Source organism: Caulobacter sp. BK020, from assembly GCF_004342605.1.
In the GTDB taxonomy this organism is placed as follows: domain Bacteria; phylum Pseudomonadota; class Alphaproteobacteria; order Caulobacterales; family Caulobacteraceae; genus Caulobacter.
In genome coordinates, this window is sequence record NZ_SLZL01000001.1 from 51,606 (window position 1) to 72,517 (window position 20,912).

Consider the following 20,912-nt stretch of genomic DNA (forward strand, 5'->3'; position numbering starts at 1 on the left):
CGCCGCCTACATCCGCTCCGGCGCTTCGATCCCCAGCAGGTTCAGCGCCAGTTCCAGCTGTTTCAGCGTCGTCTCGGCCAGGGCCAGGCGCGAGGCCCGGATGGACGGCGCGTCGGCGCTGAGGATCGGGCAGGCGGCATAGAACTTGGAGAAGGTCTGGGCCAGCTTGTAGGCGTGCTCGGCGACGAAGTTGGGGGCCTTCTTGTCGTAGGCCTCCGACAGCGCGCCCTCGAAGGCGTCCAGCAGCAGGGTCAGGTCGCGCTCGGCCGGTTCGCCGACCACGATCGGGCCCGAGACGACGTTCTGCTCGGCCGCCTTGCGCAGGATGCTCTTGATGCGCACCGACTGGTACAGCAGGTATGGCCCGGTCTTCCCCTCGAAGCTGGTGAAGCGGTCGAGGTCGAAGACGTAGGAGGTGCCGCGGAAGTTCTGCAGGTCGGCGAACTTCAGGGCCGCGACCCCCACCTTGTGGGCGGTGTCCTCGAAGGCCTCTTCGGAAAGCTCGGCGCCCAGGCCGGCTTCGCGCAGGCGCTCGCGGGCCTTTTCGCGGGCCATCTCGATCAGGTCGTGCAGCTTCAGCACCCCGCCCGCCCGGGTCTTGAACGGCTTGCCGTCGGCTCCGTTCATGGTGCCGAAGCCGATGTGCTCCAGCCCGCCCGGCTGAGCGTAGCCGGCCAGGTACGAGGCGCGGAACACCTGCTCGAAGTGGTCGGCCTGGCGCTGGTCCACGGCGTAGAGGATCAGGTGCGGGTCGAACGACCGGCGGCGATCCAGGATGGTGGCCAGGTCGGTCGTGCCGTACATGGCCGAGCCTTCCGACGACACGATCAACAGCGGGTCGGGGCTCTCGACCTCGACCACCGAACCGTCGGGCAGTTTCTTCTTCTTGGTCTCGCCGGGGCGGGCGACGCGGACGATCCGGGCGCCCTGGTCGTCGACCAGCAGGCCCTTGGCCTCCAGCTCGGCGATCATTCCCGGGATCAGGTCGTTGGCGTCGCTCTCGCCCTTCCACAGGTCGAAATCGACGCCCAGCGCGTGGAACTCGCGCTCCAGGGCCACACGGCTGACCTCGACGAAGCGGGCCCAGATCGCGCGGTAGGCGTCAGCCCCGCCCTGCAGCAGGGCCGTGGCGCGGCGCGCGCGGTCGCGGAACGGCTCGTCGACCTTGGCGCGGGCGGCGGCGATCGGATAGGCGCGATCCAGATCCTCAAGGCCCAGGTCGAGCAGCTTGAGCTTGACCTGCTCGCCAGCCGCGTCACCGGCGAACCGGCCGGTTTCCTCGGAAATCCAGCCGTCGAACAGGCCCCGCTCCTCGCCGACCGAGACGATCAGCAGGCCCATCTGGAAGCCCCAGTCGCCGAAGTGGGCGTCGCCCAGCACCTGGTCGCCGCGGAAGCGGTACAGGCGCTTGATCGACTCGCCGATGATCGAGGCGCGCAGGTGGCCCACGTGCATCGGCTTGGCGACGTTGGGGCCGGCGTAGTCGACCAGCACCCGGCGCGGCTGGGCCAGGGGCTCGGCCCCGGCGCGCGGATCGGCGGCGATCGCGTTGGCGCGGACCGACAGGGCCTCGCTGGCGACGCGCAGGTTGATGAAGCCGGCGCCGGCGATCTCCACCGAGGCCAGGCGTGGGTCGGCCTTCAGGATATCGACGACCTGCTCGGCGATCTCGCGCGGATTGCGCTTGGCGCTCTTGGCGGCCGCCAGGGCCCCGTTGCATTGGAAGTCGGCCAGATCGGGCCGGTCGGACGCGGTGACGCGCCCGAAGTCGGGAGACAGTCCGGCGGCCTGGAAGGCGGCCGCGGCCGCCTCGCTCAGGGACCGCTTCAAATCACTCATGGCTTGGCGACGTTTCCAGGTTGAGTCTGGGCTTGCTGGGTCTGGCCGGCGTTGACGCGGAAGCGCTTGCCGTCACGGTTGAAGGCGGCCATTTCCGGAGTGACGTCGAAACCGATCAGGACCTCGAAATTGCTGCCGCTGACCTTCTCGTCGGCGCGCGGGATGGTGACGGTCTTCAGGGTTTCGGTCGCATAGACGCGGTCTTGACCGCCACGGAAGGTCACCGGCAGATCGAAATATTCCTTGGCCAGCACGTCCTTGTTGCGCTCGGTCACCGCCACCCAATAGCGATAGGTCTTCTGGTCGCCCGTCGCCTGCGGGCCCCGACCCAGCTCGAACAGGATCTGGACCTGCATCTTGATCGGATCGTTGCTCTTGTAGGCGCAGCCGGACGACAGGCCCTGGATCTCGCCGGTATAGGCGGTCTGGGCGGCGGACTCCTTGCCGTCCTTGAACTCGACATAGCGGCTGGCGTCGTACAGCACCTTCACATAGGGGCATGGGCCGGCGTTGCGCAGCTGGGCCAGCGGAGCCTTGGGCTGGTTCCACTCGTCGTCGCGCTTCTTCTTCTTGGCGGCCTGGTCCTCGCCCTGGTCCTGACCGCCCCGGCCGCCCGCCTGGGCGTGGGCGGTCGCCGCCGTAGCGGCGATCGAGAGGGCCATCATGGCGCTGAGGGCGACGGAGAAAGTGCGGCGCATGAAACGTCCGGTTCGAAATTGGAAAGCTTGAGCGGGAATTCCCCGCCAGCGTCATGCAGCCTGATAAAGGCATATGCGTGACGTCGCAATGCGCCGCAGACTTCACGGAGTCGCCGCCCGATGCTGGCGCGGGCGGCCCGGAAGCCTTAGGTTCGGCCCATGAACGCCCATTCGCCCATCTCCAGCCCCGGCCGCCGCGCGCTCCGCGTGGTGCTGGCCAGTCCGCGCGGCTTCTGCGCCGGCGTCGACCGGGCGATCCAGATCGTCGAGCGGACGATCGAGAAGTTCGGCGCGCCGGTCTATGTGCGCCACGAGATCGTCCACAACCGCCACGTCGTCGATCGCCTGAAGGCCCTGGGCGCGGTGTTCATCGAAGAACTGGACGAAGCGCCGGACGATCGCCCGGTGGTGTTCTCGGCCCATGGCGTGCCCAAGACGGTGCCCGCCGCGGCCAAGGCGCGAGAGATGGTCTATCTGGACGCCACCTGCCCGCTGGTCTCCAAGGTCCATGTCGAGGCCCAGAAGCACTATGACGCCGGCCGCGAGATCGTGCTGATCGGCCACGCCGGCCATCCCGAGGTGGTCGGCACCATGGGCCAGCTGCCCGAGGGGACCGTCACCCTGATCGAGGACATCGACGACGCCCGGGCCTGGGTTCCCAAGGACCCGGCCAACGTCGCCTTCCTGACCCAGACCACCCTTTCGGTCGACGACACCGCCGAGATGGTGAACCTGCTCAAGCAGCGCTTCCCTGGCATCGCCGCCCCGCACAAGGAAGACATCTGCTACGCCACCACCAATCGCCAGGAGGCGGTGAAGTCGCTGGCCGAGGCCTCGGACCTGGTGCTGGTGGTCGGCTCGAAGAACTCGTCCAACTCGGTGCGGCTGATGGAGGTCGCCAAGCGGGCCGGCGCCCGGGACGCCCGGCTGATCGACGACGCCCGCGGTATCGACTGGTCGTGGTTCGAGCACATGACAGCCGTCGGCCTCACCGCCGGGGCCTCGGCGCCGGAAGACCTGGTCCAGGGCGTGATCGACGCCATCGCCGCGCGCTATGATGTGACGGTGGATGAACTGATCGAGGCGCGGGAAACCGTGACGTTCAAGCTGCCAAGGTTGCTGACGACGTAGGGGCCCTATTCGTCGTAGGGAGCTCTGTTAGCGAGCCAGCACTTACGTACCGCTCCCGACCCTAGCTCCTTCAGGTAGGCCCCTAAGCAGACGCAGTCGCGCGGCTATCGGTCTGTTCGGAGTGGAGCGTTGGACGTTTTTTCGGATCGCAACCGAACCGATTGTCACCGGCAGTTCCGTCGCGAACCCAGAACGTAATCAACGCAAACACACCGAACGGAATAAACGCGGCGAGTAGCCACCACCCCGATTTATCAACGTCGTGAAGCCGGCGGACCATGACCGCGAACCAAGGCACAGTGACGAGCACGTAGATCAGATTGAGAACGTGGAAGCCGATCTCGTTACCGGGAAACCGTGTGTTTCTCTCAATAATCACTCCACCGACCACACAGGCGGCTGTAGCTAGGAAGATCAGCAGATAGAACAACCAAAATTCGGACCGTCGCGATCTACCCACGAAATCCACATAGCGAGCCAGCGGCCTCAGCATCAGCGGCAAATTTGGTCTCCGTCAAAAGTGGCTCGTTGGAGCTGTACCTTATGCGAAATGCAACTTCCGAAAACCACCCTTCTCAGAAAGTCAGAAGGTCTGCCGCCGGGCAGCCGCTTGCAGCTTGTTTTAGGCGGCAAGTGTCAGCCGCGGCCGGTTTCGGGTTGGGACTCTCCGGTCGTTAAACCGCATTTGTGCAGGCTTTCAGGGGTTAGCCAGCCAACACAAAGTTAGCCTAACGCGGCTTGGCCAGAGCGCTGAAGGTCTCGCCATACTCATCCATGATCGCCTCGCCGAGTTCGACCTGGCGGATGGTTTCAAGATCGACAGCGCAATCCTGGTTCGCAAGCGCTTCGAAAGTCGTCCGGTAGCGGGCCATAAAGGCTTCTCCGCGCGCGAGCCGTTCATCTGCACGCCTCTCAGTCGACGCCTCGGGCTCATCCCGCCCGGTCGAGACCGCAGGCTCGTCGCCGTCTGGTTCGCCGCTCATGGATCGTCTCCTTCCACCGCCATCCTAGCACAATTCCGACACCGCTCTTGACCGCCAGCGTCCCGTCCCGCATCCCGGCCGCATGGCCGTCTATACCGACATCACCGACGACGAACTCGCCGCCTTCCTGGGCGACTACGACCTGGGGCAGGCCCTGGCGTTCAAGGGCATCGCCGAGGGCGTGGAGAACTCCAACTTCCTGCTGGAGACCGAGAGCGGCCGCTTCATCCTCACGGTCTACGAGCGCCGCGCCAAGCCCGAGGACCTGCCCTACTTCCTCGACCTGCTGACCTGGCTGGCCGATCGCGGCTATCCCAGCGCCAAGCCGATCGCCGATCGCGCGGGCGCGACGCTGAAGACCATCCGCGGCAAGCCCGCGGCCCTGGTCGAGTTCCTGCCGGGCCTGTCGGCCCGCCGCCCGACCGTGGCCCACTGCCGCGAGGCCGGCGAGGGCCTGGCCTGGCTGCACCTGGCCGGCGAGGGCTATCCGGCCCGCCGCGCCAACGACCTGGGCCAGCCGTACTGGGCGCCGCTGTTCGCCAAGCACCGCAAGGCCGCCGACGGCCTCAAGCCGGGCCTGTCGGCCACCATCGACAGGGACCTGGCCGAGCTGGCGCTGTCCTGGCCGCGCGGCCTGCCGTCGGGCGTGATCCACGCCGACTACTTCCCCGACAACGTGTTCTTCCGGCCCGACGGCAAGTTCGCGGCCGCCATCGACTTCTATTTCGCCTGCGACGACGCCTATGCCTACGACATCGCCGTGACCCTGAACGCCTGGTGCTTCGAGGCCGACGGCAGCTTCAACATCACCGCCGCCCGGGCGCTGGTCGCCGGCTACGAGCGCCGCCGTCCGCTCAGCCCCGCCGAGCGCGACGCCATCCCGATCCTGGCGCGCGGCGCGGCCATGCGCTTCTTCCTGACCCGTCTGGCCGACTGGGGCGCGACCCCGGCCGGGGCCCTGGTCAAGCCGAAGGACCCGCTGGAGTACGAGCGCAAGCTGGCCGTGCACCGCGAGGGCCTCAGCCTGTTCGGGGCCGGCGCGTGACCCCCAGACTGGTGATCTACACCGACGGCGCCTGTCGCGGGAATCCCGGCCCCGGCGGCTGGGGCGCGCTTCTGATGTACGGCGACAAGAAAAAGGAAATCTGCGGCGGCGAGCTGGCGACCACCAACAACCGTATGGAGCTGATGGCCGCCATCCAGGCCCTGGAAGCCCTGAACAAGCCGACCAAGGCCGAACTGCACACCGACAGCCAGTACGTGATGAAGGGCGTCACCCAGTGGATCCACGGCTGGAAGGCCAAGGGTTGGAAGACCGCCGACAAGAGCCCCGTCAAGAACGTCGACCTGTGGCAGCGCCTCGACGCCGCCCGGGCGCGCCACGAGGTCGACTGGCGCTGGGTAAAGGGCCACGCCGGGCACGTGCACAACGAGCGCGCGGACGAGTTGGCGCGGCTGGGCATGCTGAAGGCCCTGGGCGAAGGGCGCTGAAGACATACCCTGTCGACCGGCGCCCCGACTAGCTCTCGACCAGTTCCAACGGTCCGGCTGTCGTCGCTAGCGCCGCGGCGATGGCTTCGAACAGGGCGGCGACGTCGATGGGCTTGCTGACGTGACCGTCGAGGCCGGCCGCCAGGTAGTCGTACTTTTGATGATCCATGGCGTTGGCCGTCAAGGCGATGATGGGCGTCCGCGCCCGGGCGCTGGCGCCCTCCTCGGCCCGGATCGCCCGGGTGGCGCTGACGCCGTCCATGATGGGCATGTTGATGTCCATCAAGATCAGATCGAACGACCGCTTGCGCCAAGCTTCCAGCGCCAGCAGGCCGTCCTCGACCACCTCCAGGCAAATGTCGGCGCCGCCCAACAAGCTCTGAAGCACCAGCTGATTTGTCGGGTTGTCCTCGGCCACCAGAACGCGGAGCGGCGTGCTGGCCGTCGTAACCAGTGCTTCCGCCACGGGCGTGAGCGCGGGCCCCATGGTGACGGCCGGACAAGCCGCACGCGGCGCCGGCAGCGTCACGCGGAAGACCGATCCTTCTCCGACCCGGCTTTCGACCGAGATGTCGCCGCCCATCAGCTTGGCCAGTTCGCGTGAGATCGGCAGGCCAAGGCCCGAGCCGCCGAACCGTCGCGTCGTCGTGGCGTCCGCCTGCCCGAAACGCTCGAAGAGGCTCGCCCTGGCCTGTTCGCAAAAGCCCACGCCCGTATCCTTCACGGACAACTCGAAACCCGTCGGCGCGAAGGCAAGCCGCACCATGACATGGCCGCGATCCGTGAATTTCACGGCGTTGCCGATCAGGTTGTAGAGGATCTGCCGGATCCGCGTCGGATCGCCATGATAGAGCGCCGGCTCTCCGTCCGTTTCAAAGTGGAGGTCGAGCCCTTTTTCCGCTGCGATGGCCGCGAAGGCGTCGCAGGCGCCGCGCGCCAGCATCTCCGGATCGAAGTCCAAGGGCTCCAGTTCGATCTTGCCGGCTTCGATCTTGGCCATATCCAGCAAGTCGTTGAGCAGGGTCAGCAACGTCGCCCCGGAGTGTCGCAAGACCTTCAGCCTTTCAGCCTGGTCCGCGGTCAGCGGTTCGCGCGTCATCGCCTGGGCCATGCCCAACACCCCGTTGAGCGGCGTGCGGATCTCGTGGGAGACGGTGGCGAGGAAGGCGCTCTTGGTCTCGTTGGCCTGTTCGGCGCTGAGCTGGCCGTTGATGACCTCGGCGTAAGACACGGCGTTGGCGACCTGCAGGCCCCTGGCGTTGACCACGAAGCAAAAGCCCAGCGCCAGCAGGATCCAGCCCTCCAACCCCGTTTGCAGTCGGCTCATGCTGTAGAGCAGGGCGGCCGCCGGAACCGGCGCGGTCCAGAAGAACATCCCGCGCGTCAGGGTGTGTTGGGCGGCGATGGTCATCAGGACGCCGGCGCTGACGATGACCATGGCGACGACGCCGGCGCTGCTCGTCGGGTGGGCCAGCAGGACGGGTCCGGCGCCGGCCACGGACAGCAGTGCCGAGATCGCGATCAACTGATTTCGAAAGACCAGGACTTGCCTTGGCGTGGCGGCGGGCAGACGCGGAACGACCCTGCGCCACCAGGCCATCGAATAGGCCTCGCAAAGCGTGAACGACAGCAGCCAGCCCAAGGCGATCCACGGACCGATCACCTTCAGAAAAAGCAGCAATGCGGCGACCACGCCGATGCTGCCGATGCGCATGGCGACGTGACCAGAATAGGTTCGAGCGTAGTACTTCTCGAACGCCTGCTGAGAATAGGACCTGTAAGCCTCGGCTTTCATGCCGGCAGATTGACCGCTCTAGTCTTTACGCACCATTGGCGGATCGCTCAGGCGGTTGCGGCATTGCGCCACAGCAGGTGCGAGCACGGCATGGCCATGACCGAATTCGCTCCGAATGTTGAGAGCGCTTCGTCCACATGACCATCGCGCGCTGACTGGGCCGAAGCCCCCGGGCCTGCTGCTCCGGGCTCCCGACACAGGCCGGAAGAAAAAGGGGCCGGCCCACGAATGGACCGGCCCTCAGGGGCTTCACGAGGAGAGTGAAGATCAGAAGGTCGCGCGCGCCGTCAGGGTGTAGGTGCGGCCGTCGTAGTCGACCCAGCGAGAGACCCGGCGGTCGTTCTCGAATTCGAAACGCGAGGAGTCGGTCAGGTTGTAGACGTCCAGCGACAGGGTGAAGCTGTCGGTGACGTTGTAGGAAGCCGACATGTCCAGCTGGCCGCGGGCCCTCACGGAACGGGCGCCGCCGGTGTACGTGCCGTTGGCGTTCAGCGGGTAGTCCGAGCGGTAGTTGTAGACCGCGCGGATGCCGTACTTGGGCGTCTCGTAGTAACCGATCAGGTTGACGTTGTGCTTGGAGATGCCCGGGAACGGGGCGATCGATGGGCTCTTGGACCTGGTGTAGGCGTAGTTGAAGCTGCCGCCGAAGTTCTTCCAGAAGCCCGGCAGGAAGTCGAGGTTCTGCTGGATGTTGAACTCCACGCCCTCGACGGTGGTCGGCTTGTCGAGGTTGTAGGCGCCGCTGGCGTTGACGTGCACCTGCTTGGTGGCGCTGGAGAGGCTGGTGGCGTTGCAGTAGGCGCCGTCCCATGACAGAGCGCCGAAGCCCCAGGTCGAGCCGTCCGCTGGGCAGAGGATCGACGGGTCGGTGGTGCTGGCGATGCGGCCGGTGATGTTCTTGTGGAAATAGGCCAGCGAAACCAGACCGTTGGGGCGGTTGTACCACTCCAGCGACAGGTCGAACGACTCGGCCATGTAGGGCCGCAGCTGGTTGTTGCCGATCTGGACCGAGACGTCATAGACGCTGACCGACCCCGAGCTTAGGCCGGTGTTCAGGATCTGCCCGGGATTGACCTTGGTGGCGGGCGAGTACTGGCGCGGGTGCGGACGCACATAGGTCTTGTAGTAGGCGCCGCGCAGGATCAGGTCGTCGGTGACGTCGGCCACGAAGATCGCCGACGGCAGGAAGAAGTCGTACTTGTTCTTGTAGTGGTCGGTCGTGAAGTCGTTCGGCGAGCCGATCGAGTCGGTCGGCGGCGTCTTCCGGTCCAGCACCGTGATCGTGTTGTCGGTGTCTTCGTAGCGGCCGCCGAAGCTGCCGCGCACGCCATGGCCGAAGATCTCGGTGTCATACTTCGCCTGGACGTAGAATTGATTGATGTCGTTCTCGTTGGTGAAGTTCTTGTCGTAGTAGGCGTCCTCGGCGTACTGGATGTTCAGCCCCGTGGGCGACAAGCCGCCGCCCGGATAGACCGTTACGGGTTTGACCGCGTTCAGGAAGTCCTGGATTTTCAGGGTCTGCCAGTTCTTGGTGTAGTTGCCGGCGATGCCGCCCATGAAGTCGCCGACGAACGGCGAGGTGGTCAGCATGCTGGGCGAGATCTTCGACGTCTGAATGCCGTAGCCGAACACGCGATAGCCCGTGGAGACGTACTTCTCGCGCTCGAGACGGACGCCCGCCTGCAGGCTCTTGATCGGGCCCCATTCGACGAAGCGCTCGCCGTCCAGGCCCACGCTGTTCAGCTCGTTCTTGGCGTAGCTTTGCGAGCCTTCCAACCCCAGGCGGATGGAGCTGTTGGCCGACGTGCCGTTGTTGTAATACGAGACCGGGTCATCCTTTCCGCCCCAGGTCCAGGTCGTGCCTGCCGGCCCCAGCGAATTCTGCGGGGTCGACTGGGTGACGTAGGAGAAGCCGCCGATATCGTCCAGGCCGGTCGACATCGAGCCGTTGATGCCGTTGCCGCCGGCGCGGGTGGGATTGACGACGTCGACCGAGGTCTCGACCGAAGCGTTGGAGCCGGACGACAGGCTCAGGGCGGCGGCCAGGCGCCACTTGTCGTTGCTCCAGTCGATATTGCCGATCACGCCGTCCGACTTCTGGCGCTGCGAATACAGGCGGGTCGAGGACAGCCCGTTCATGTTGGCGAACGAATAGCCCTCGTAGAGATAGCGGCCGTCGTTGGTCTGGATCGGCGCGCCGGTCGGGGTGATCACCGTCCCCTCGCCGGGGTTCGAGGACGGGGCGACGTAATTGATCAGGAAGTACTGGACGGTGTCGGGCAGGTTGCGGTCGGTCGAGAAGCCGATCAGGCCAACCTTGGTGTTGTCGTTCGGCTTCCACTCGATACCGGCCGAACCCGACCAGACCTTGCCGACGTTCATGCGCGTGTACTGACGGATGGCGGTGTTGGCCCAGACGCCGTTCGTGGCCTTGGAGCCGGTGTTGCTGGTGATGTAGGGCGTCGCGTCGGCCTGCGACAGGCCCAGCGCCTGGCCCAGCGAGCGGCAGTAGGAGGTGGCGCTGCTAGCGCAGGCGGTGGGCGAGAAGTACTGGCCGTAGGCGGCGTTGAACTGGGTGGGCGTCAGCCCCGTCATCGCCGAGGTCAGATATTTGTAGTCGTTGAGCCGGACCGTATCGCGGCGGAAGTTTTCCTTCTTGTAGGCGATGGTCCCGAAGACGGCGAGATCGTCGGTCAGGTGCTTGTTGTAGCTCAGGGTCGCGGCCGGGGCGTTGAGGTCGCCCAGGGTGTTGTGCTCGTAGGACAGCTTCACGGAGCCGCCGTCCTTGCGCGACAGGGCCGGGGCGATCTGCAGGTCGACATTGCCGGAAAGGCCGCCGGACACGGTGTTGGCCATCGGCGACTTCTGGATCACGAAGGCCGAGAAGATGTCGGAGTTGAACGCGCCCAGCGGCGAGCCCTGGTTGTCGCGCAATAGGGCGGGCCCGGCGAACGACTGGCCGTTCAGCGTCGTGCGGGCGTACTCGCCCGGCATGCCGCGCAGGTTGATGGTGGCGTCGCGGCCCTCGGCCTCGCGGTTGATCTGGACGCCCGGAATGCGCTGCAGCGCCTCGCCGACGTTCAGGTCCGGGAAGCGGCCCAGGCCGTCCGACGAGATGCCGTCGGTGATCTCGATGGCGTTCTTCTTGGCGCGGACGGCGTTGGCGTAGCTTTGCTTGAAGCCGGTCACGACGACCGCGTCGAGCGTGTTGTCCTGGGACGCAGCCGGGGGCGCGGCTTCCTGCGCCGCCGCGAGCGCGGGCGCCCCGCCGATGACGGTGGCCGACAGGAGCGCGACCTTCAAGGCGCGCACGGATCCGGTTCTCAAGCTCAAGACATCCCTCCTTGCATACCGCGCCACCTTGATGGCGACCTCATTGGCCTGACCTCTTTGTATTTCCCGCCCGGCCAGCCACGGCTAATTTCTCAGATAAATATGTTTTTGTGAATGAAATCTTTCCGCTCAGAGGGCAGATTTCTCATAACTAATTGATTTTACCGATATAATTTTTGTTGCGTTTCGAAACACCACGTTCCCATTTCAACTTAAATGGAACAAGAATTCCAAATAGCGGAATTGGTCAGGCCAAAATCGGAACGTAATCCAGCTTTCAACGGGCTGCGAAGACGGGACCGGGGCGCGGTTCGAACCCGCGCAAATCGCAAGCTCAGGATTCACGGCCTGGCGTGGATGACGACGGCGTAGCCGCTGAGATCGGGTGACCGCGGAACCGGGAGGACTCGAAGCGTCGGGGCCACGCCTCCGCCGCCTCCGGGCCAAAGAGGTCTGATCCAGACCGAAACGCCCCACGCCGCGAACGGCGGCTGACGAGGTCGGCGTAGGGCGGCCAGGCTGGGAAAGCTGAACAGCGCCACGTTTATGTTGTCGGCGCCTTACCGGGCAGGAAATCGCCGTGATGGATCCCGCCCATCCGGTTGACCAGCGGGATCCACAGTTTCGCATAGGCCTCGAACTCGGCCAGCGTGTTGGGGTCGATGACCTGGCGCGGGTAGCCGGCGATCATGCGAACTCCCCATTCATCGGCTGGCGCAAGTGACGCCCGCCCCCCGGCGCGGAGAGTCCGAGGAGCGACGGTCAGGCGGCCAGGGTTCCCGGCTCCGCCCCCGTCGCGAACGGCTGGCCTTCATCGTCCCAGCCGGTGATCCCGCCGATCATCAGCTTCACCGGACGGCCCAGCATCGCCAGCTTCAGCGCGGCCCGGTCGGCGCCGTTGCAGTGCGGTCCGGCGCAATAGACCACGAACAGGGTGTCGGCCGGCCACGCGGCCATGCGCTCGGCGGTGATCTCGGCGTGGGGCAGGTGCAGGGCGCCGGGCACGTGGCGGCGGGCATAGGCCTGGGGCGAGCCCACGACGTGCAGCAGCACGAAGTCGACCTCGCCGGCCCGCATCGCGGCGGCGACGTCGGCGCAATCGGTCTCGACGCTGAGCCGGCGGGCGAAATGGGCGACGGCTTCCGGCGACGACGCGGCGGGAATGGCGGAAACAAAGCTCAAGACGGCCTCCTCTGTTTGGCGAAGGAGACTTGCCCCAGAGAGCGGCGCGGCGTTAGCTGGCACGATTGCCATAGGCCGTAAATATCATGCCAAACCGCCCTCGCCCCGCCGACCGACCGAGGAACCTGAAAGTGGTCGCCCTGGCCTATGACGGCCTGTGCACCTTCGAATTCGGCTCGGTGGTCGAGCTGTTCGGCCTGCCCCGGCCGGAGATGGGACCTGACTGGTACAGGTTCGCCACGGCTGCGATCGAACCTGGCCCCCTGCGCGGCTTGGGCGGCGTTCAGGTGATCGCCGACGGCGGGCTGGAACTGGTCGAGCAGGCCGGCACGATCGTCGTGCCCGGCTGGCGAGGGTGCGACAGCCCCGTGCCGCGCCCGCTGATCGACGCGCTCCGGAAAGCCCACGCGCGCGGCGCGCGGGTGATGTCGATCTGTTCGGGCGTTTTCGTGCCGGCGGCGGCCGGACTGCTGGCCGGACGGCGGGCCACCACTCACTGGCGCCATGTCGACAAGCTGCGGGCCCGCCATCCCGACATCGAGGTCCTGCCCGACGTGCTGTATGTCGACGAGGGCGACGTGCTGACCTCGGCCGGCAGCGCCGCGGGCCTGGACCTGGGCCTGCACCTGGTGCGCCGCGACTTCGGTCCGGAAGCCGCCAACACCGTCGCCCGCCGGCTGGTGATCCCGTCGCACCGCGACGGCGGCCAGGCCCAGTTCATTCCGCGGCCGGTGCCCACCGCCCACGAGGCCTCGCGCCTGTCGCCGATCCTGGACCGCATGCGCGCCGACCTGTCCCGCGAGCACACGGTCAAGGCCCTGGCCGACGCGGCCGGCATGAGCCCGCGCACCTTCCTGCGCCGGTTCGAGGCCGCCACCGGCACGACCCCGGCCCGCTGGCTGCTGGCCGAGCGCCTGGCCCAGGCCCGCGAACTGCTGGAGACCACCCCGGCCGGCGTCGAACAGATCGCCCACGCGGTCGGCTTCGGCGCGGCGGCCCTGCGCCACCACTTCCGCAAATCGCTGGCCACCACGCCCCAGGCCTATCGGGCGCGGTTCGGAGGATAGGGCGACGCCTTTCCACTCCGCCCTTCCCGTGGCTAAGCTTGCGCCTCTGAACCGTAACGGGGGCGCCGCCCATGACACGCATGCTCCGGATGGCCCAGGCCGCCGCCGTCCTCGCCGTACCCCTGCTGGCGGCCTGCGATCAAGCCGCGCCTCCGGTCGAGCTGACCGGCAAGGTCAAGGAGGTCATCGACCGCAGCAAGGCCACGCAGGCGACCTACGCCGTATATAACTGGAACGAGCTGCCGCGGGACGGCCAGTTGATCCAGGAATGGGGCGCGGAGTTCCATTCCGGCTACAAGCATCGGGTGGAAACGCCCCGCGACCGCGTGATCGCCGACTGCAAGGCGCAGACCGGCGCGGCGCTGTCGCTGGTCACCGGCAAGACCGTCGAAGGCCCCTCGGTCGCGCGCGCGGCCTGCGGCGTCAACACCAACAAGGCCTTCACCGCGACCGAATGGAAGGGGTTGGTCAAGACGCCCTTTGGCACGGCGGACCGCGTCGTGCTGACCGACAAGGACGACGTCCGCACCTACGACATATCGCCGTCCGGGGTGATCGTGCGATCCACCTACGTGCAGAACGGTCCCCAGGCGCAGCTCGGCCTGTCGTCCGAGGCTGTAAGCGTGCTCGCCGAACTGCCCGCGTCCGGCATGTTCGACAAGGCCTCGCTGGCCCGAAGCTACGTGCCCGATCGTTTCAAGGCCGCGCCGGGGTCGGCGACCGCGCCCTCAGCAACAAGTTCGTCCCGCTGAAACGAACCCGCCCCGAAATGACCTTGGTCGCGCCGTTGCGAAGCCCGGTTCGCATCCCAATCTCTTCCTCGACGCGGACAACCCGGCTCCTCCCCCCCGGCCGGCCCCAGCGTCCCTAGAAGCGCAGCGCCCGTGCCCTCCCCCTCGGCACGGGCGCTGTTTGCGTTTCGGCCCGCATCGCCGCTCAATCGAACATTGTGCTGGTAACGCTAACATTCCGCGCTATCCTGAACTCCGAAACCTCCGGCCGCGAGACCGGAGGATCACGGGAGCGAAACGTCATGCGGGTATCGCCGAACCCCATTTCCAGACGCAGCCTGCTGGGCGCGGCCGGCGCCGCGGCGGCCCTGGCGCCCGCCTCCGCCAAGGCCGCTGCGGAGACCGACAAGGTCGGCTTCGCCATCGTCGGCCTGGGCAAGCTGAGCCTGGGCCAGTTGATCCCGGGCCTGAAGGCGGCCAGGAACGCCAGGCTGGCCGCCGTGGTCAGCGGCCATCCCGACAAGGCCCGCCGCGTCGCCGCCGAGAACGGCCTGCCCGCCGACGCCGTCTACGGCTATGACGACTACGACCGCATCGCCAAGGACCCGCGTATCCAGGTCGTCTACATCGTGCTGCCCAATGCGCTGCACGCCGAGCACACGATCAAGGCGCTGAAGGCCGGCAAGCACGTGCTGTGCGAGAAGCCGATGGCGACCACCATCGCCGACGCCGAGGCGATGATCGCCGCCGCCAAGGCCGCCAGCCGCCATCTGATGATCGCCTATCGCTGCCATTACGAGCCGCTGAACCTGGACGTCATGCGCCGGCTGCGCGCCAAGTCGCTGGGCCGGGTGCGGCAGATCAACACCACCATGGGCCGGCAGGCCGATCCCTCGGATCCGTCCGACGCCTGGCGGCTGGACGCCGCCCTGTCGGGCGCCGGCGCCCTGGGCGACATGGGCGTCTACGGGATCAGCGCCGCCCGCTACCTGCTCAACGAGGAGCCGGTCGCGGTGCAGGCCTGGGCCTGGACCGACCCCGCCGATCCGCGGTTCAAGCAGACTCAGGACCTGATCAACTGGCAGTTCCGCTTCCCGTCGGGCGTGATCGCCAACGGCTCCACCTCCTTCGGCTACGCCCCGACCATGGCCTTCGAAGCGATCTGCGAGCAGGGCCGGCTGGTGGCCGACCCGGCCGCCTTCTACGGCGGCAACCGCCTGATCGTGGTCAAGGGCGGCCAGGCCCAGCCGCCGATCCCCGCCCCGCCCGGCGACCAGTTCGCCCGCGAGATGGACTGGATGGCCGACGTGGTGCGCGGCAAGGCGCCGATGGTCTCGCCGGGCGAGGAAGGCCTGCAGGACATGCGGCTGATGCAGGCGATCCTGGACTCGGCGGCCAGGGACGGCGCGACGGTCCGGACCGACTGGGGCTACAGGCGGGCGGTGGACCCGGCCGCGGTGGTGGCTGTCGCCTAGAGGTCGCAGCTCCGGAGGTTGTTCGCCCGCGAGATGGCCGAGGCGTGGCGGACCCGCCGCCGCCCCGACCGCCTGGATCCTATTTCTTGCCCTTGTCCAGCTTGACCTTAGAGCTGGTGAAGCGGGCCTCGTCCGCTGGCGTCAGGCGGAAACCCCCGGTCACCATGCCCATGCGAACCGTCTGTTCCACATAGTAGGTCTGGCCCGGCTCGACCTCCAGCCGCAGCCGGTCGTCGGCCTTGTTGACCGCCATGGGACCGGTGATGTTGTAGCTGTGGATGCCCGGCTCGACCTCGAGGATGAAGGCGCCGCCGTTCGGCAGGTCGCCCAGGCGCGGCGCGTCCTTGGCCGGCTTGCCGTCATCGCCCACCTCGACGATGTGATAGGTATAGATCGCGCCGGGCAGGCGGCTGGGGCGGAAGAAATAGATGCGACCCTTGCCGGACTCGCTGGTCGCGGCCGCCGGCGGCGCCGCTTCCGGGGCCGGCGGCGTGTCGGCGGCCGGAGCGGCGGCCGCGTCGGGCGCTGGAGCCGTCGTGGTCTGGGCGTCCTGCGCGAAGGCCGATGCGCCGAGCATGAGCGAAAGCGCGGCGCCGGCCGCGATGATGAACTTCTTCATTGAAACGTCCCTATTTGGTCAGTCGTTGATTCAGGCGCCGCGTTGACCGGCAGCTCCACGTCCTCCGCCAGCCGGACGGTGGCCCGGGCGCCGGCGGGTATCTCGATCTCGCCGCCCTGGATGAACGCCGCGGCGACGCCCACATAGGGCGCCAGCAACACGCCCGTCGCCAGGTCGACCCGGCTCTTGCCGGAAGCCATGAACGTCATCCCGCGGATGCGAACCCGCCGGCCGTTCAGGTCCAGATAGCGGGCCGAGATGATCAGCTTGCCCTGCCTGCCGCCCATCCCCGCGCGGGCGGCGTCGATGACTTCACCCTGACCGGTGGCGCCGGCGGCGACCACGTCGACGCCCCGGCTGGAAATCGGCTGCGCCAGGCGCAGCGCGAACCTGTCGCCGAGCTTGTTGACCCGCGAGCTGAGCGTGTCGACCAATTCGACTTCCACCTGGGCGCCGGCCGGCAGCCGGAGCGTGGTCTCGGGAACGGGCGAAGCCGCCACGGCCGGCGGCGGGCCGCTCGCGTCAGCCTGGCCGAAGCCGGCGGACGCCAGGGCGTACGAGAGAAAAGCGATCACCAGCATGCGAATTGCCCCCGAGCTTCGCCGTACCATGGCGCCGTAAACCCGCAAAGGTTGTTTTAGCTCCGCATGGACGAGTTCCGGATCGGGTCGCCGTGCGCGGGACGGGCGGGCCCACACAAACTTCCGCTCATAAGCCTGATCAGCCCTAGCCAAGTCGCCGACCGGGCCCCATCTGGCTCTGGCGGCTCGGTTCCAGGGCGGGACGGCCGCGCACCAGGGGCCCCATGGCGATCATTTCCGTTTCCGGTCTGACCAAGACCTATGCTTCCGGCCATCAGGCCTTGAAGACCGTCGATCTCGACATCCGCAAGGGCGAGATCTTCGCCTTGCTGGGCCCCAACGGGGCCGGCAAGACCACGCTGATCAGCATCATCTGCGGCATCGTCAATCCCAGCACCGGGATGGTGACGGCCGACGGCCACGACGTGGTCAAGGACTACCGCGCGGCCCGCACCAAGATCGGGCTGGTGCCGCAGGAACTGCACACCGACGCCTTCGAGACCGTCTGGGCCACCACCAATTTCAGCCGGGGCCTGTTCGGCAAGGCGCCCAACCCGGCCTATATCGAGAAGATCCTCCGCGACCTGTCGCTGTGGGACAAGAAGGACAGCAAGATCATGGCGCTGTCGGGCGGCATGAAGCGGCGGGTGATGATCGCCAAGGCCCTGAGCCACGAGCCGACCATCCTGTTCCTGGACGAGCCCACAGCCGGCGTCGATGTCGAGCTGCGCCGCGACATGTGGGAGATGGTCCGCAAGCTGCGCGAAAACGGCGTCACCATCATCCTGACCACCCACTACATCGAGGAGGCCGAGGAGATGGCCGACCGGATCGGGGTGATCAGCAAGGGCGAGATCATCCTGGTCGAGGACAAGGACGTGCTCATGCGCAAGCTGGGCAAGAAGCAGCTGACCCTGCAATTGCAGAGCCCGCTGGAAGCCATCCCCGCCCGGCTGTCGGACTATCCGCTGGAGCTGGCGGCCGACGGCCACGAGCTGGTCTACACCTTCGACGCCCAGGCCGAGGAGACCGGCATCGCCGGCCTGCTGCGGCGGCTGTCCGAGGAGGGCGTCGACTTCAAGGACCTGCATACCAGCCAGAGCTCGCTGGAAGACATCTTCGTCAGCCTGGTGAGGGCGCCGCAATGAACATCCACGCCATCAAGTCCATCTACCGCTTCGAGATGGCCCGCTGGTTCCGCACCCTGGCCCAGAGCGTGATCTCGCCGGTGCTGTCGACCAGCCTCTATTTCGTGGTGTTCGGCTCGGCGATCGGCTCGCGGATGCAGGCCATCGACGGGGTCAGCTACGCGGCCTTCATCATCCCCGGCCTGGTCATGCTGTCGCTGCTGGGCGAGAGCATCTCCAACGCCTCGTTCGGCATCTACATGCCCAAGTGGGCTGGCACGATCTACGAGCTCTTGTCCGCGCCCGTGTCGTGGATCGAGACCGTGATCGGCTATGTCGGGGCGGCGGCGACCAAGTCGGTGTGCCTGGGCCTGCTGATCCTGGCCACGGCCCGGATCTTCGTGCCTTACGAGATCGCCCATCCGTTCTGGATGCTGGGCTTCCTGGTGCTGACGGCGATCACCTTCAGCCTGTTCGGCTTCGTGATCGGGGTCTGGGCGACGGACTTCCAGAAGCTGCAGATCGTGCCGATGCTGGTGGTTACGCCCCTGACCTTCCTGGGCGGCAGCTTCTATTCGATCAGCATGCTGCCGCCGATCTGGCAGAAGATCACCCTGTTCAATCCGGTGGTCTATCTGGTCAGCGGCTTCCGCTGGAGCTTCTACGGCGTCTCGGACCTGAACCCGATCGTCAGCTTCGGCGCCACGCTGTGCTTCCTGGCGGCCTGCCTGACCGCGGTGTGGTGGGTGTTCAAGACCGGGTACCGGCTGAAGGTGTAGGAGCCGCTCGAACGGGGACAGGCGCATGCGCCTGTCCCCGACCGCGTTATCTGACCGTCAGCACCGCGCCGTCGACGGCCACCACCAGCACTCGCTGGCCCGCCGCCGGGGCGGCGCCGTCGAGCGCCACCGCCGCCCAGTCCTTGCCGTCGACGAACACCCGACCCTTGCCGTTGACGAAGGCGTCCAGCACCTCGCCGTTGCGGCCGACCAAGCGCAGCGCCGGGTCGTTGAGGTCGGGGTTCTGGGCGTCCAGCACCGGCTTGAGGAACCGCCGGGCCAGGTAGGTGGTCGCGATCGTCAGCACCGCGAACAGCACCAGCTCGGCCGACAGGCCCAGGGGCGCCACCAGAGTCAGCAGCCCCACCAGGAAGGCGCTGGCGGCCGGCCACAGCAGCCAGCCGGTGCCGGTGGCGACCTCGACCGCCAGGAAGATCGCCGCCGCCGCCAGCCAGACCCAGAACGGATGGGTCGCATAGAACGCCATCAGGCCGTCCATGACGTCAGGCTCCGCGCTTGGGCGTCGGCGGGACGGCCGGGCGGGACGGCGCGTCATCGCCGCCGAGGGTCTTCACCAGCTGGGCCACGCCCGCCACCGTACCGGTCAGGCCGGCGAAGTCGGCGGGAACGATGACCGTCTTCTGCTGCGGGCTCTTGGCCAGCTCCGCGAACGCTTCGACATACTTCTGGGCCACGAAATAGTTGATGGCGTTGACGTCGCCCTTGGAGATGGCTTCCGACACGAAGGCCGTCGCCTTGGCCTCGGCCTCGGCCTCCCGCTCGCGGGCCTCGGCGTCGCGGAAGGCGGCTTCGCGGCGGCCCTCGGCCTGCAGGATGGCCGACTGTTTCTGGCCCTCGGCCCGGGCGATCTGGGCCTGCTTCTCGCCCTCGGCCTCGGTGATCACCGCCCGCCGCTCGCGCTCGGCCTTCATCTGCCGGGCCATGGCGTTGGTGATGTCGGCCGGCGGCGTCAGGTCCTTGATCTCGATCCGCGCCACCTTGACGCCCCACGGGCCGGTGGCGTGGTCGATGGTCGACAGCAGCCGGGTGTTGATCGCGTCGCGCTGGCTGAGCACCTCGTCCAGCTCCATCGAGCCGACCACGGTGCGCAGGTTGGTCTGGGCCAGCTGGGTGATGGCGTAGATCAGATTGTCCACCCGATAGGCGGCCGCGGCGGCGTCCATCACCTGGATGAAGACGATGGCGTCGACCTTGACCGAGACGTTGTCCTTGGTGATGACCTCCTGCTGGGGAACGTCCAGCACCTGCTCCATCATGTTGACCCGCCGGCCGATGCTTTCGACGAACGGGGTCAGGATGCTGATGCCGGGCTTGAGCGTCCGGGTGTAGCGGCCGAACCGCTCGACCGTGAACTCCCGCCCCTGCGGCACGATCTTGATGACGTTGACGACGACGAAGATCGCCAGCGCCACCAGCGCCAGCGGAACAAGATAAGACAGCACTGGATGGCCTCCCCACAACCGATGGAAGAGACCCTAGCGCGCGGCTCCGTCGTCCGCCACGGAATCCGGCGCCGCTTGGTCCGAAGGCGAGCGGGCCCGCATCGCGCGCGATAGCCGGGCCGCCAGGGCCCGCCCCTTGACGGCCGCCTGCTGCTCGGCCCGCAGGCTGGCCTCGCCGCATTCGGTGAACTGGCCCTGGCCGGCGGCGAAGCCGGTGTTGAAGCGGTCGCGCAGCTGGGCGTCGAAGGCCTGGTCGGCCTTCTCCACCTCGACCAGCCGCATCATCCGCGCCCGCCAGTACTGGTCGCCCGCCCCTTCGCAGACCTGCCGCAGGGCGTGGCTTTCGCCCAGGGTGAAGGCCAGGTCGAGCAGGGTCTGGCGCTCGGCCGGGCTTCGATCCTGGGCCAGGGCGGGGCCTGTCCCGGACAGGACGGCAAGAACGAGCAAGGCGTTGAGCGGCAGGCGTTTCATGGCCGCACTATCCCCGCTGACGGCGCGTCTGTCACCGTTCCGTCGGCCCGGCCCGACAGCATGATTCGCCTTTGCCTTCAATAGGCCTTGCGAAGGCCGCGGATCGGAGCGACCCTGTGGATAACGTGGGGAACAACACGCGCAGGG

At 67.3% G+C, this 20,912-nt stretch carries 21 protein-coding genes; 8 read left to right on the forward strand and 13 right to left on the reverse strand.

Annotated features, from left to right (window positions below):
- Positions 1-6: 6 nt before the first annotated feature.
- Entirely contained in the window at positions 7-1,839 is a 1,833-nt protein-coding gene (locus EV278_RS00270) for an arginine--tRNA ligase (RefSeq protein WP_132085518.1), read from the reverse strand.
- On the reverse strand, positions 1,836-2,537 hold the full coding sequence (locus EV278_RS00275; protein WP_132085520.1) for a Tat pathway signal sequence domain protein: 702 nt from the start codon (positions 2,535-2,537) through the stop codon (positions 1,836-1,838). The genes EV278_RS00270 and EV278_RS00275 overlap by 4 nt, the downstream gene beginning before the upstream one ends.
- 159 nt (positions 2,538-2,696) lie before the next feature.
- Here EV278_RS00275 and ispH point away from each other — a divergent pair, with 159 nt between their 5' ends.
- Positions 2,697-3,668 carry a 4-hydroxy-3-methylbut-2-enyl diphosphate reductase gene (gene ispH, locus EV278_RS00280; RefSeq protein WP_132085522.1) on the forward strand — a complete coding sequence of 324 codons (972 nt, stop codon included), beginning with the start codon at positions 2,697-2,699 and terminating at the stop codon, positions 3,666-3,668.
- Positions 3,669-3,750: 82 nt separating this feature from the next.
- Here the strand turns inward: ispH and EV278_RS00285 are convergent, their stop codons facing one another.
- Positions 3,751-4,161, reverse strand: a complete 411-nt coding sequence (locus EV278_RS00285; RefSeq protein WP_243692044.1) for a DUF805 domain-containing protein — start codon at positions 4,159-4,161, stop codon at positions 3,751-3,753.
- 235 nt (positions 4,162-4,396) lie between these two features.
- Positions 4,397-4,651: a hypothetical protein gene (locus tag EV278_RS00290; protein ID WP_132085526.1), complete on the reverse strand. Its 255-nt coding sequence runs from the start codon at positions 4,649-4,651 to the stop codon at positions 4,397-4,399.
- A gap of 82 nt (positions 4,652-4,733) precedes the next feature.
- Here EV278_RS00290 and thrB point away from each other — a divergent pair, with 82 nt between their 5' ends.
- On the forward strand, positions 4,734-5,696 hold the full coding sequence (gene thrB, locus EV278_RS00295) for a homoserine kinase (protein ID WP_132085528.1): 963 nt from the start codon (positions 4,734-4,736) through the stop codon (positions 5,694-5,696).
- Positions 5,693-6,142, forward strand: coding sequence for a ribonuclease HI (rnhA, locus tag EV278_RS00300; protein ID WP_132085530.1), 450 nt, complete (start codon positions 5,693-5,695; stop codon positions 6,140-6,142). The genes thrB and rnhA overlap by 4 nt, the downstream gene beginning before the upstream one ends.
- A 28-nt stretch (positions 6,143-6,170) precedes the next feature.
- Here rnhA and EV278_RS00305 read toward each other — a convergent pair whose 3' ends face one another.
- From EV278_RS00305 to EV278_RS00320, 4 genes are all read right to left on the reverse strand, one after another.
- Positions 6,171-7,937, reverse strand: coding sequence for an ATP-binding protein (locus tag EV278_RS00305; RefSeq protein ID WP_132085532.1), 1,767 nt, complete (start codon positions 7,935-7,937; stop codon positions 6,171-6,173).
- Positions 7,938-8,204: 267 nt separating this feature from the next.
- Entirely contained in the window at positions 8,205-11,270 is a 3,066-nt protein-coding gene (locus EV278_RS00310) for a TonB-dependent receptor (protein WP_132085534.1), read from the reverse strand.
- A gap of 544 nt (positions 11,271-11,814) precedes the next feature.
- Positions 11,815-11,961: a hypothetical protein gene (locus tag EV278_RS00315; RefSeq protein ID WP_207905418.1), complete on the reverse strand. Its 147-nt coding sequence runs from the start codon at positions 11,959-11,961 to the stop codon at positions 11,815-11,817.
- A 71-nt stretch (positions 11,962-12,032) separates the two neighbouring features.
- Positions 12,033-12,452 (reverse strand): rhodanese-like domain-containing protein, encoded by a 420-nt coding sequence (locus EV278_RS00320; protein ID WP_165916478.1) that lies wholly within the window; start codon positions 12,450-12,452, stop codon positions 12,033-12,035.
- A gap of 86 nt (positions 12,453-12,538) precedes the next feature.
- On the opposite strand from EV278_RS00320, the gene ftrA reads away from it, so the two are divergent.
- The 3 genes from ftrA (at position 12,539) to EV278_RS00335 (ending at position 15,725) form a co-directional block, all read left to right on the forward strand.
- Entirely contained in the window at positions 12,539-13,519 is a 981-nt protein-coding gene (ftrA, locus tag EV278_RS00325; protein ID WP_132085538.1) for a transcriptional regulator FtrA, read from the forward strand.
- Positions 13,520-13,590: 71 nt separating this feature from the next.
- Complete coding sequence (locus tag EV278_RS00330; protein WP_132085540.1) at positions 13,591-14,271, forward strand: hypothetical protein; 681 nt, start codon at positions 13,591-13,593, stop codon at positions 14,269-14,271.
- A gap of 281 nt (positions 14,272-14,552) precedes the next feature.
- Positions 14,553-15,725, forward strand: a complete 1,173-nt coding sequence (locus EV278_RS00335) for a Gfo/Idh/MocA family oxidoreductase (RefSeq protein ID WP_132085542.1) — start codon at positions 14,553-14,555, stop codon at positions 15,723-15,725.
- Positions 15,726-15,804: 79 nt separating this feature from the next.
- Here the strand turns inward: EV278_RS00335 and EV278_RS00340 are convergent, their stop codons facing one another.
- Together EV278_RS00340 and EV278_RS00345 are read right to left on the reverse strand one after the other, a co-directional pair.
- Entirely contained in the window at positions 15,805-16,344 is a 540-nt protein-coding gene (locus EV278_RS00340; RefSeq protein ID WP_132085544.1) for a hypothetical protein, read from the reverse strand.
- Entirely contained in the window at positions 16,341-16,925 is a 585-nt protein-coding gene (locus EV278_RS00345) for a hypothetical protein (protein ID WP_132085546.1), read from the reverse strand. The genes EV278_RS00340 and EV278_RS00345 overlap by 4 nt, the downstream gene beginning before the upstream one ends.
- Positions 16,926-17,149: 224 nt before the next feature.
- Between EV278_RS00345 and EV278_RS00350 the strand changes: the two genes are divergently transcribed.
- Together EV278_RS00350 and EV278_RS00355 are read left to right on the forward strand one after the other, a co-directional pair.
- Positions 17,150-18,073, forward strand: a complete 924-nt coding sequence (locus EV278_RS00350; RefSeq protein WP_132085548.1) for an ABC transporter ATP-binding protein — start codon at positions 17,150-17,152, stop codon at positions 18,071-18,073.
- On the forward strand, positions 18,070-18,831 hold the full coding sequence (locus EV278_RS00355; RefSeq protein WP_035076817.1) for an ABC transporter permease: 762 nt from the start codon (positions 18,070-18,072) through the stop codon (positions 18,829-18,831). Before EV278_RS00350 ends, EV278_RS00355 begins: the two co-directional genes overlap by 4 nt.
- Before the next feature lie 46 nt (positions 18,832-18,877).
- Here the strand turns inward: EV278_RS00355 and EV278_RS00360 are convergent, their stop codons facing one another.
- From EV278_RS00360 to EV278_RS00370, 3 genes are read right to left on the reverse strand one after another with little or no spacing between them, the layout of a single operon-like run.
- Positions 18,878-19,330 (reverse strand): NfeD family protein, encoded by a 453-nt coding sequence (locus EV278_RS00360; protein WP_132085550.1) that lies wholly within the window; start codon positions 19,328-19,330, stop codon positions 18,878-18,880.
- Positions 19,331-19,334: 4 nt separating this feature from the next.
- Positions 19,335-20,291 carry an SPFH domain-containing protein gene (locus EV278_RS00365; RefSeq protein WP_132086269.1) on the reverse strand — a complete coding sequence of 319 codons (957 nt, stop codon included), beginning with the start codon at positions 20,289-20,291 and terminating at the stop codon, positions 19,335-19,337.
- Between the two features lie 36 nt (positions 20,292-20,327).
- On the reverse strand, positions 20,328-20,765 hold the full coding sequence (locus tag EV278_RS00370; protein ID WP_132085552.1) for a TIGR02301 family protein: 438 nt from the start codon (positions 20,763-20,765) through the stop codon (positions 20,328-20,330).
- Positions 20,766-20,912 lie beyond the last annotated feature (147 nt).

Bases quoted from the DNA above. Each gene is read 5' to 3' on its own strand.
- EV278_RS00345 (WP_132085546.1), bottom strand. From the start codon at position 16,925: ATGCTGGTGATCGCTTTTCTCTCGTACGCCCTGGCGTCCGCCGGCTTC.
- thrB (WP_132085528.1), top strand. From the start codon at position 4,734: ATGGCCGTCTATACCGACATCACCGACGACGAACTCGCCGCCTTCCTG.
- EV278_RS00285 (WP_243692044.1), bottom strand. From the start codon at position 4,161: ATGCTGAGGCCGCTGGCTCGCTATGTGGATTTCGTGGGTAGATCGCGA.
- ftrA (WP_132085538.1), top strand. From the start codon at position 12,539: ATGCCAAACCGCCCTCGCCCCGCCGACCGACCGAGGAACCTGAAAGTG.
- EV278_RS00290 (WP_132085526.1), bottom strand. From the start codon at position 4,651: ATGAGCGGCGAACCAGACGGCGACGAGCCTGCGGTCTCGACCGGGCGG.
- ispH (WP_132085522.1), top strand. From the start codon at position 2,697: ATGAACGCCCATTCGCCCATCTCCAGCCCCGGCCGCCGCGCGCTCCGC.
- EV278_RS00355 (WP_035076817.1), top strand. From the start codon at position 18,070: ATGAACATCCACGCCATCAAGTCCATCTACCGCTTCGAGATGGCCCGC.
- EV278_RS00370 (WP_132085552.1), bottom strand. From the start codon at position 20,765: ATGAAACGCCTGCCGCTCAACGCCTTGCTCGTTCTTGCCGTCCTGTCC.
- EV278_RS00270 (WP_132085518.1), bottom strand. From the start codon at position 1,839: ATGAGTGATTTGAAGCGGTCCCTGAGCGAGGCGGCCGCGGCCGCCTTC.
- EV278_RS00305 (WP_132085532.1), bottom strand. From the start codon at position 7,937: ATGAAAGCCGAGGCTTACAGGTCCTATTCTCAGCAGGCGTTCGAGAAG.
- EV278_RS00340 (WP_132085544.1), bottom strand. From the start codon at position 16,344: ATGAAGAAGTTCATCATCGCGGCCGGCGCCGCGCTTTCGCTCATGCTC.
- EV278_RS00360 (WP_132085550.1), bottom strand. From the start codon at position 19,330: ATGGACGGCCTGATGGCGTTCTATGCGACCCATCCGTTCTGGGTCTGG.
- EV278_RS00275 (WP_132085520.1), bottom strand. From the start codon at position 2,537: ATGCGCCGCACTTTCTCCGTCGCCCTCAGCGCCATGATGGCCCTCTCG.
- EV278_RS00315 (WP_207905418.1), bottom strand. From the start codon at position 11,961: ATGATCGCCGGCTACCCGCGCCAGGTCATCGACCCCAACACGCTGGCC.
- EV278_RS00330 (WP_132085540.1), top strand. From the start codon at position 13,591: ATGACACGCATGCTCCGGATGGCCCAGGCCGCCGCCGTCCTCGCCGTA.
- EV278_RS00335 (WP_132085542.1), top strand. From the start codon at position 14,553: ATGCGGGTATCGCCGAACCCCATTTCCAGACGCAGCCTGCTGGGCGCG.
- EV278_RS00350 (WP_132085548.1), top strand. From the start codon at position 17,150: ATGGCGATCATTTCCGTTTCCGGTCTGACCAAGACCTATGCTTCCGGC.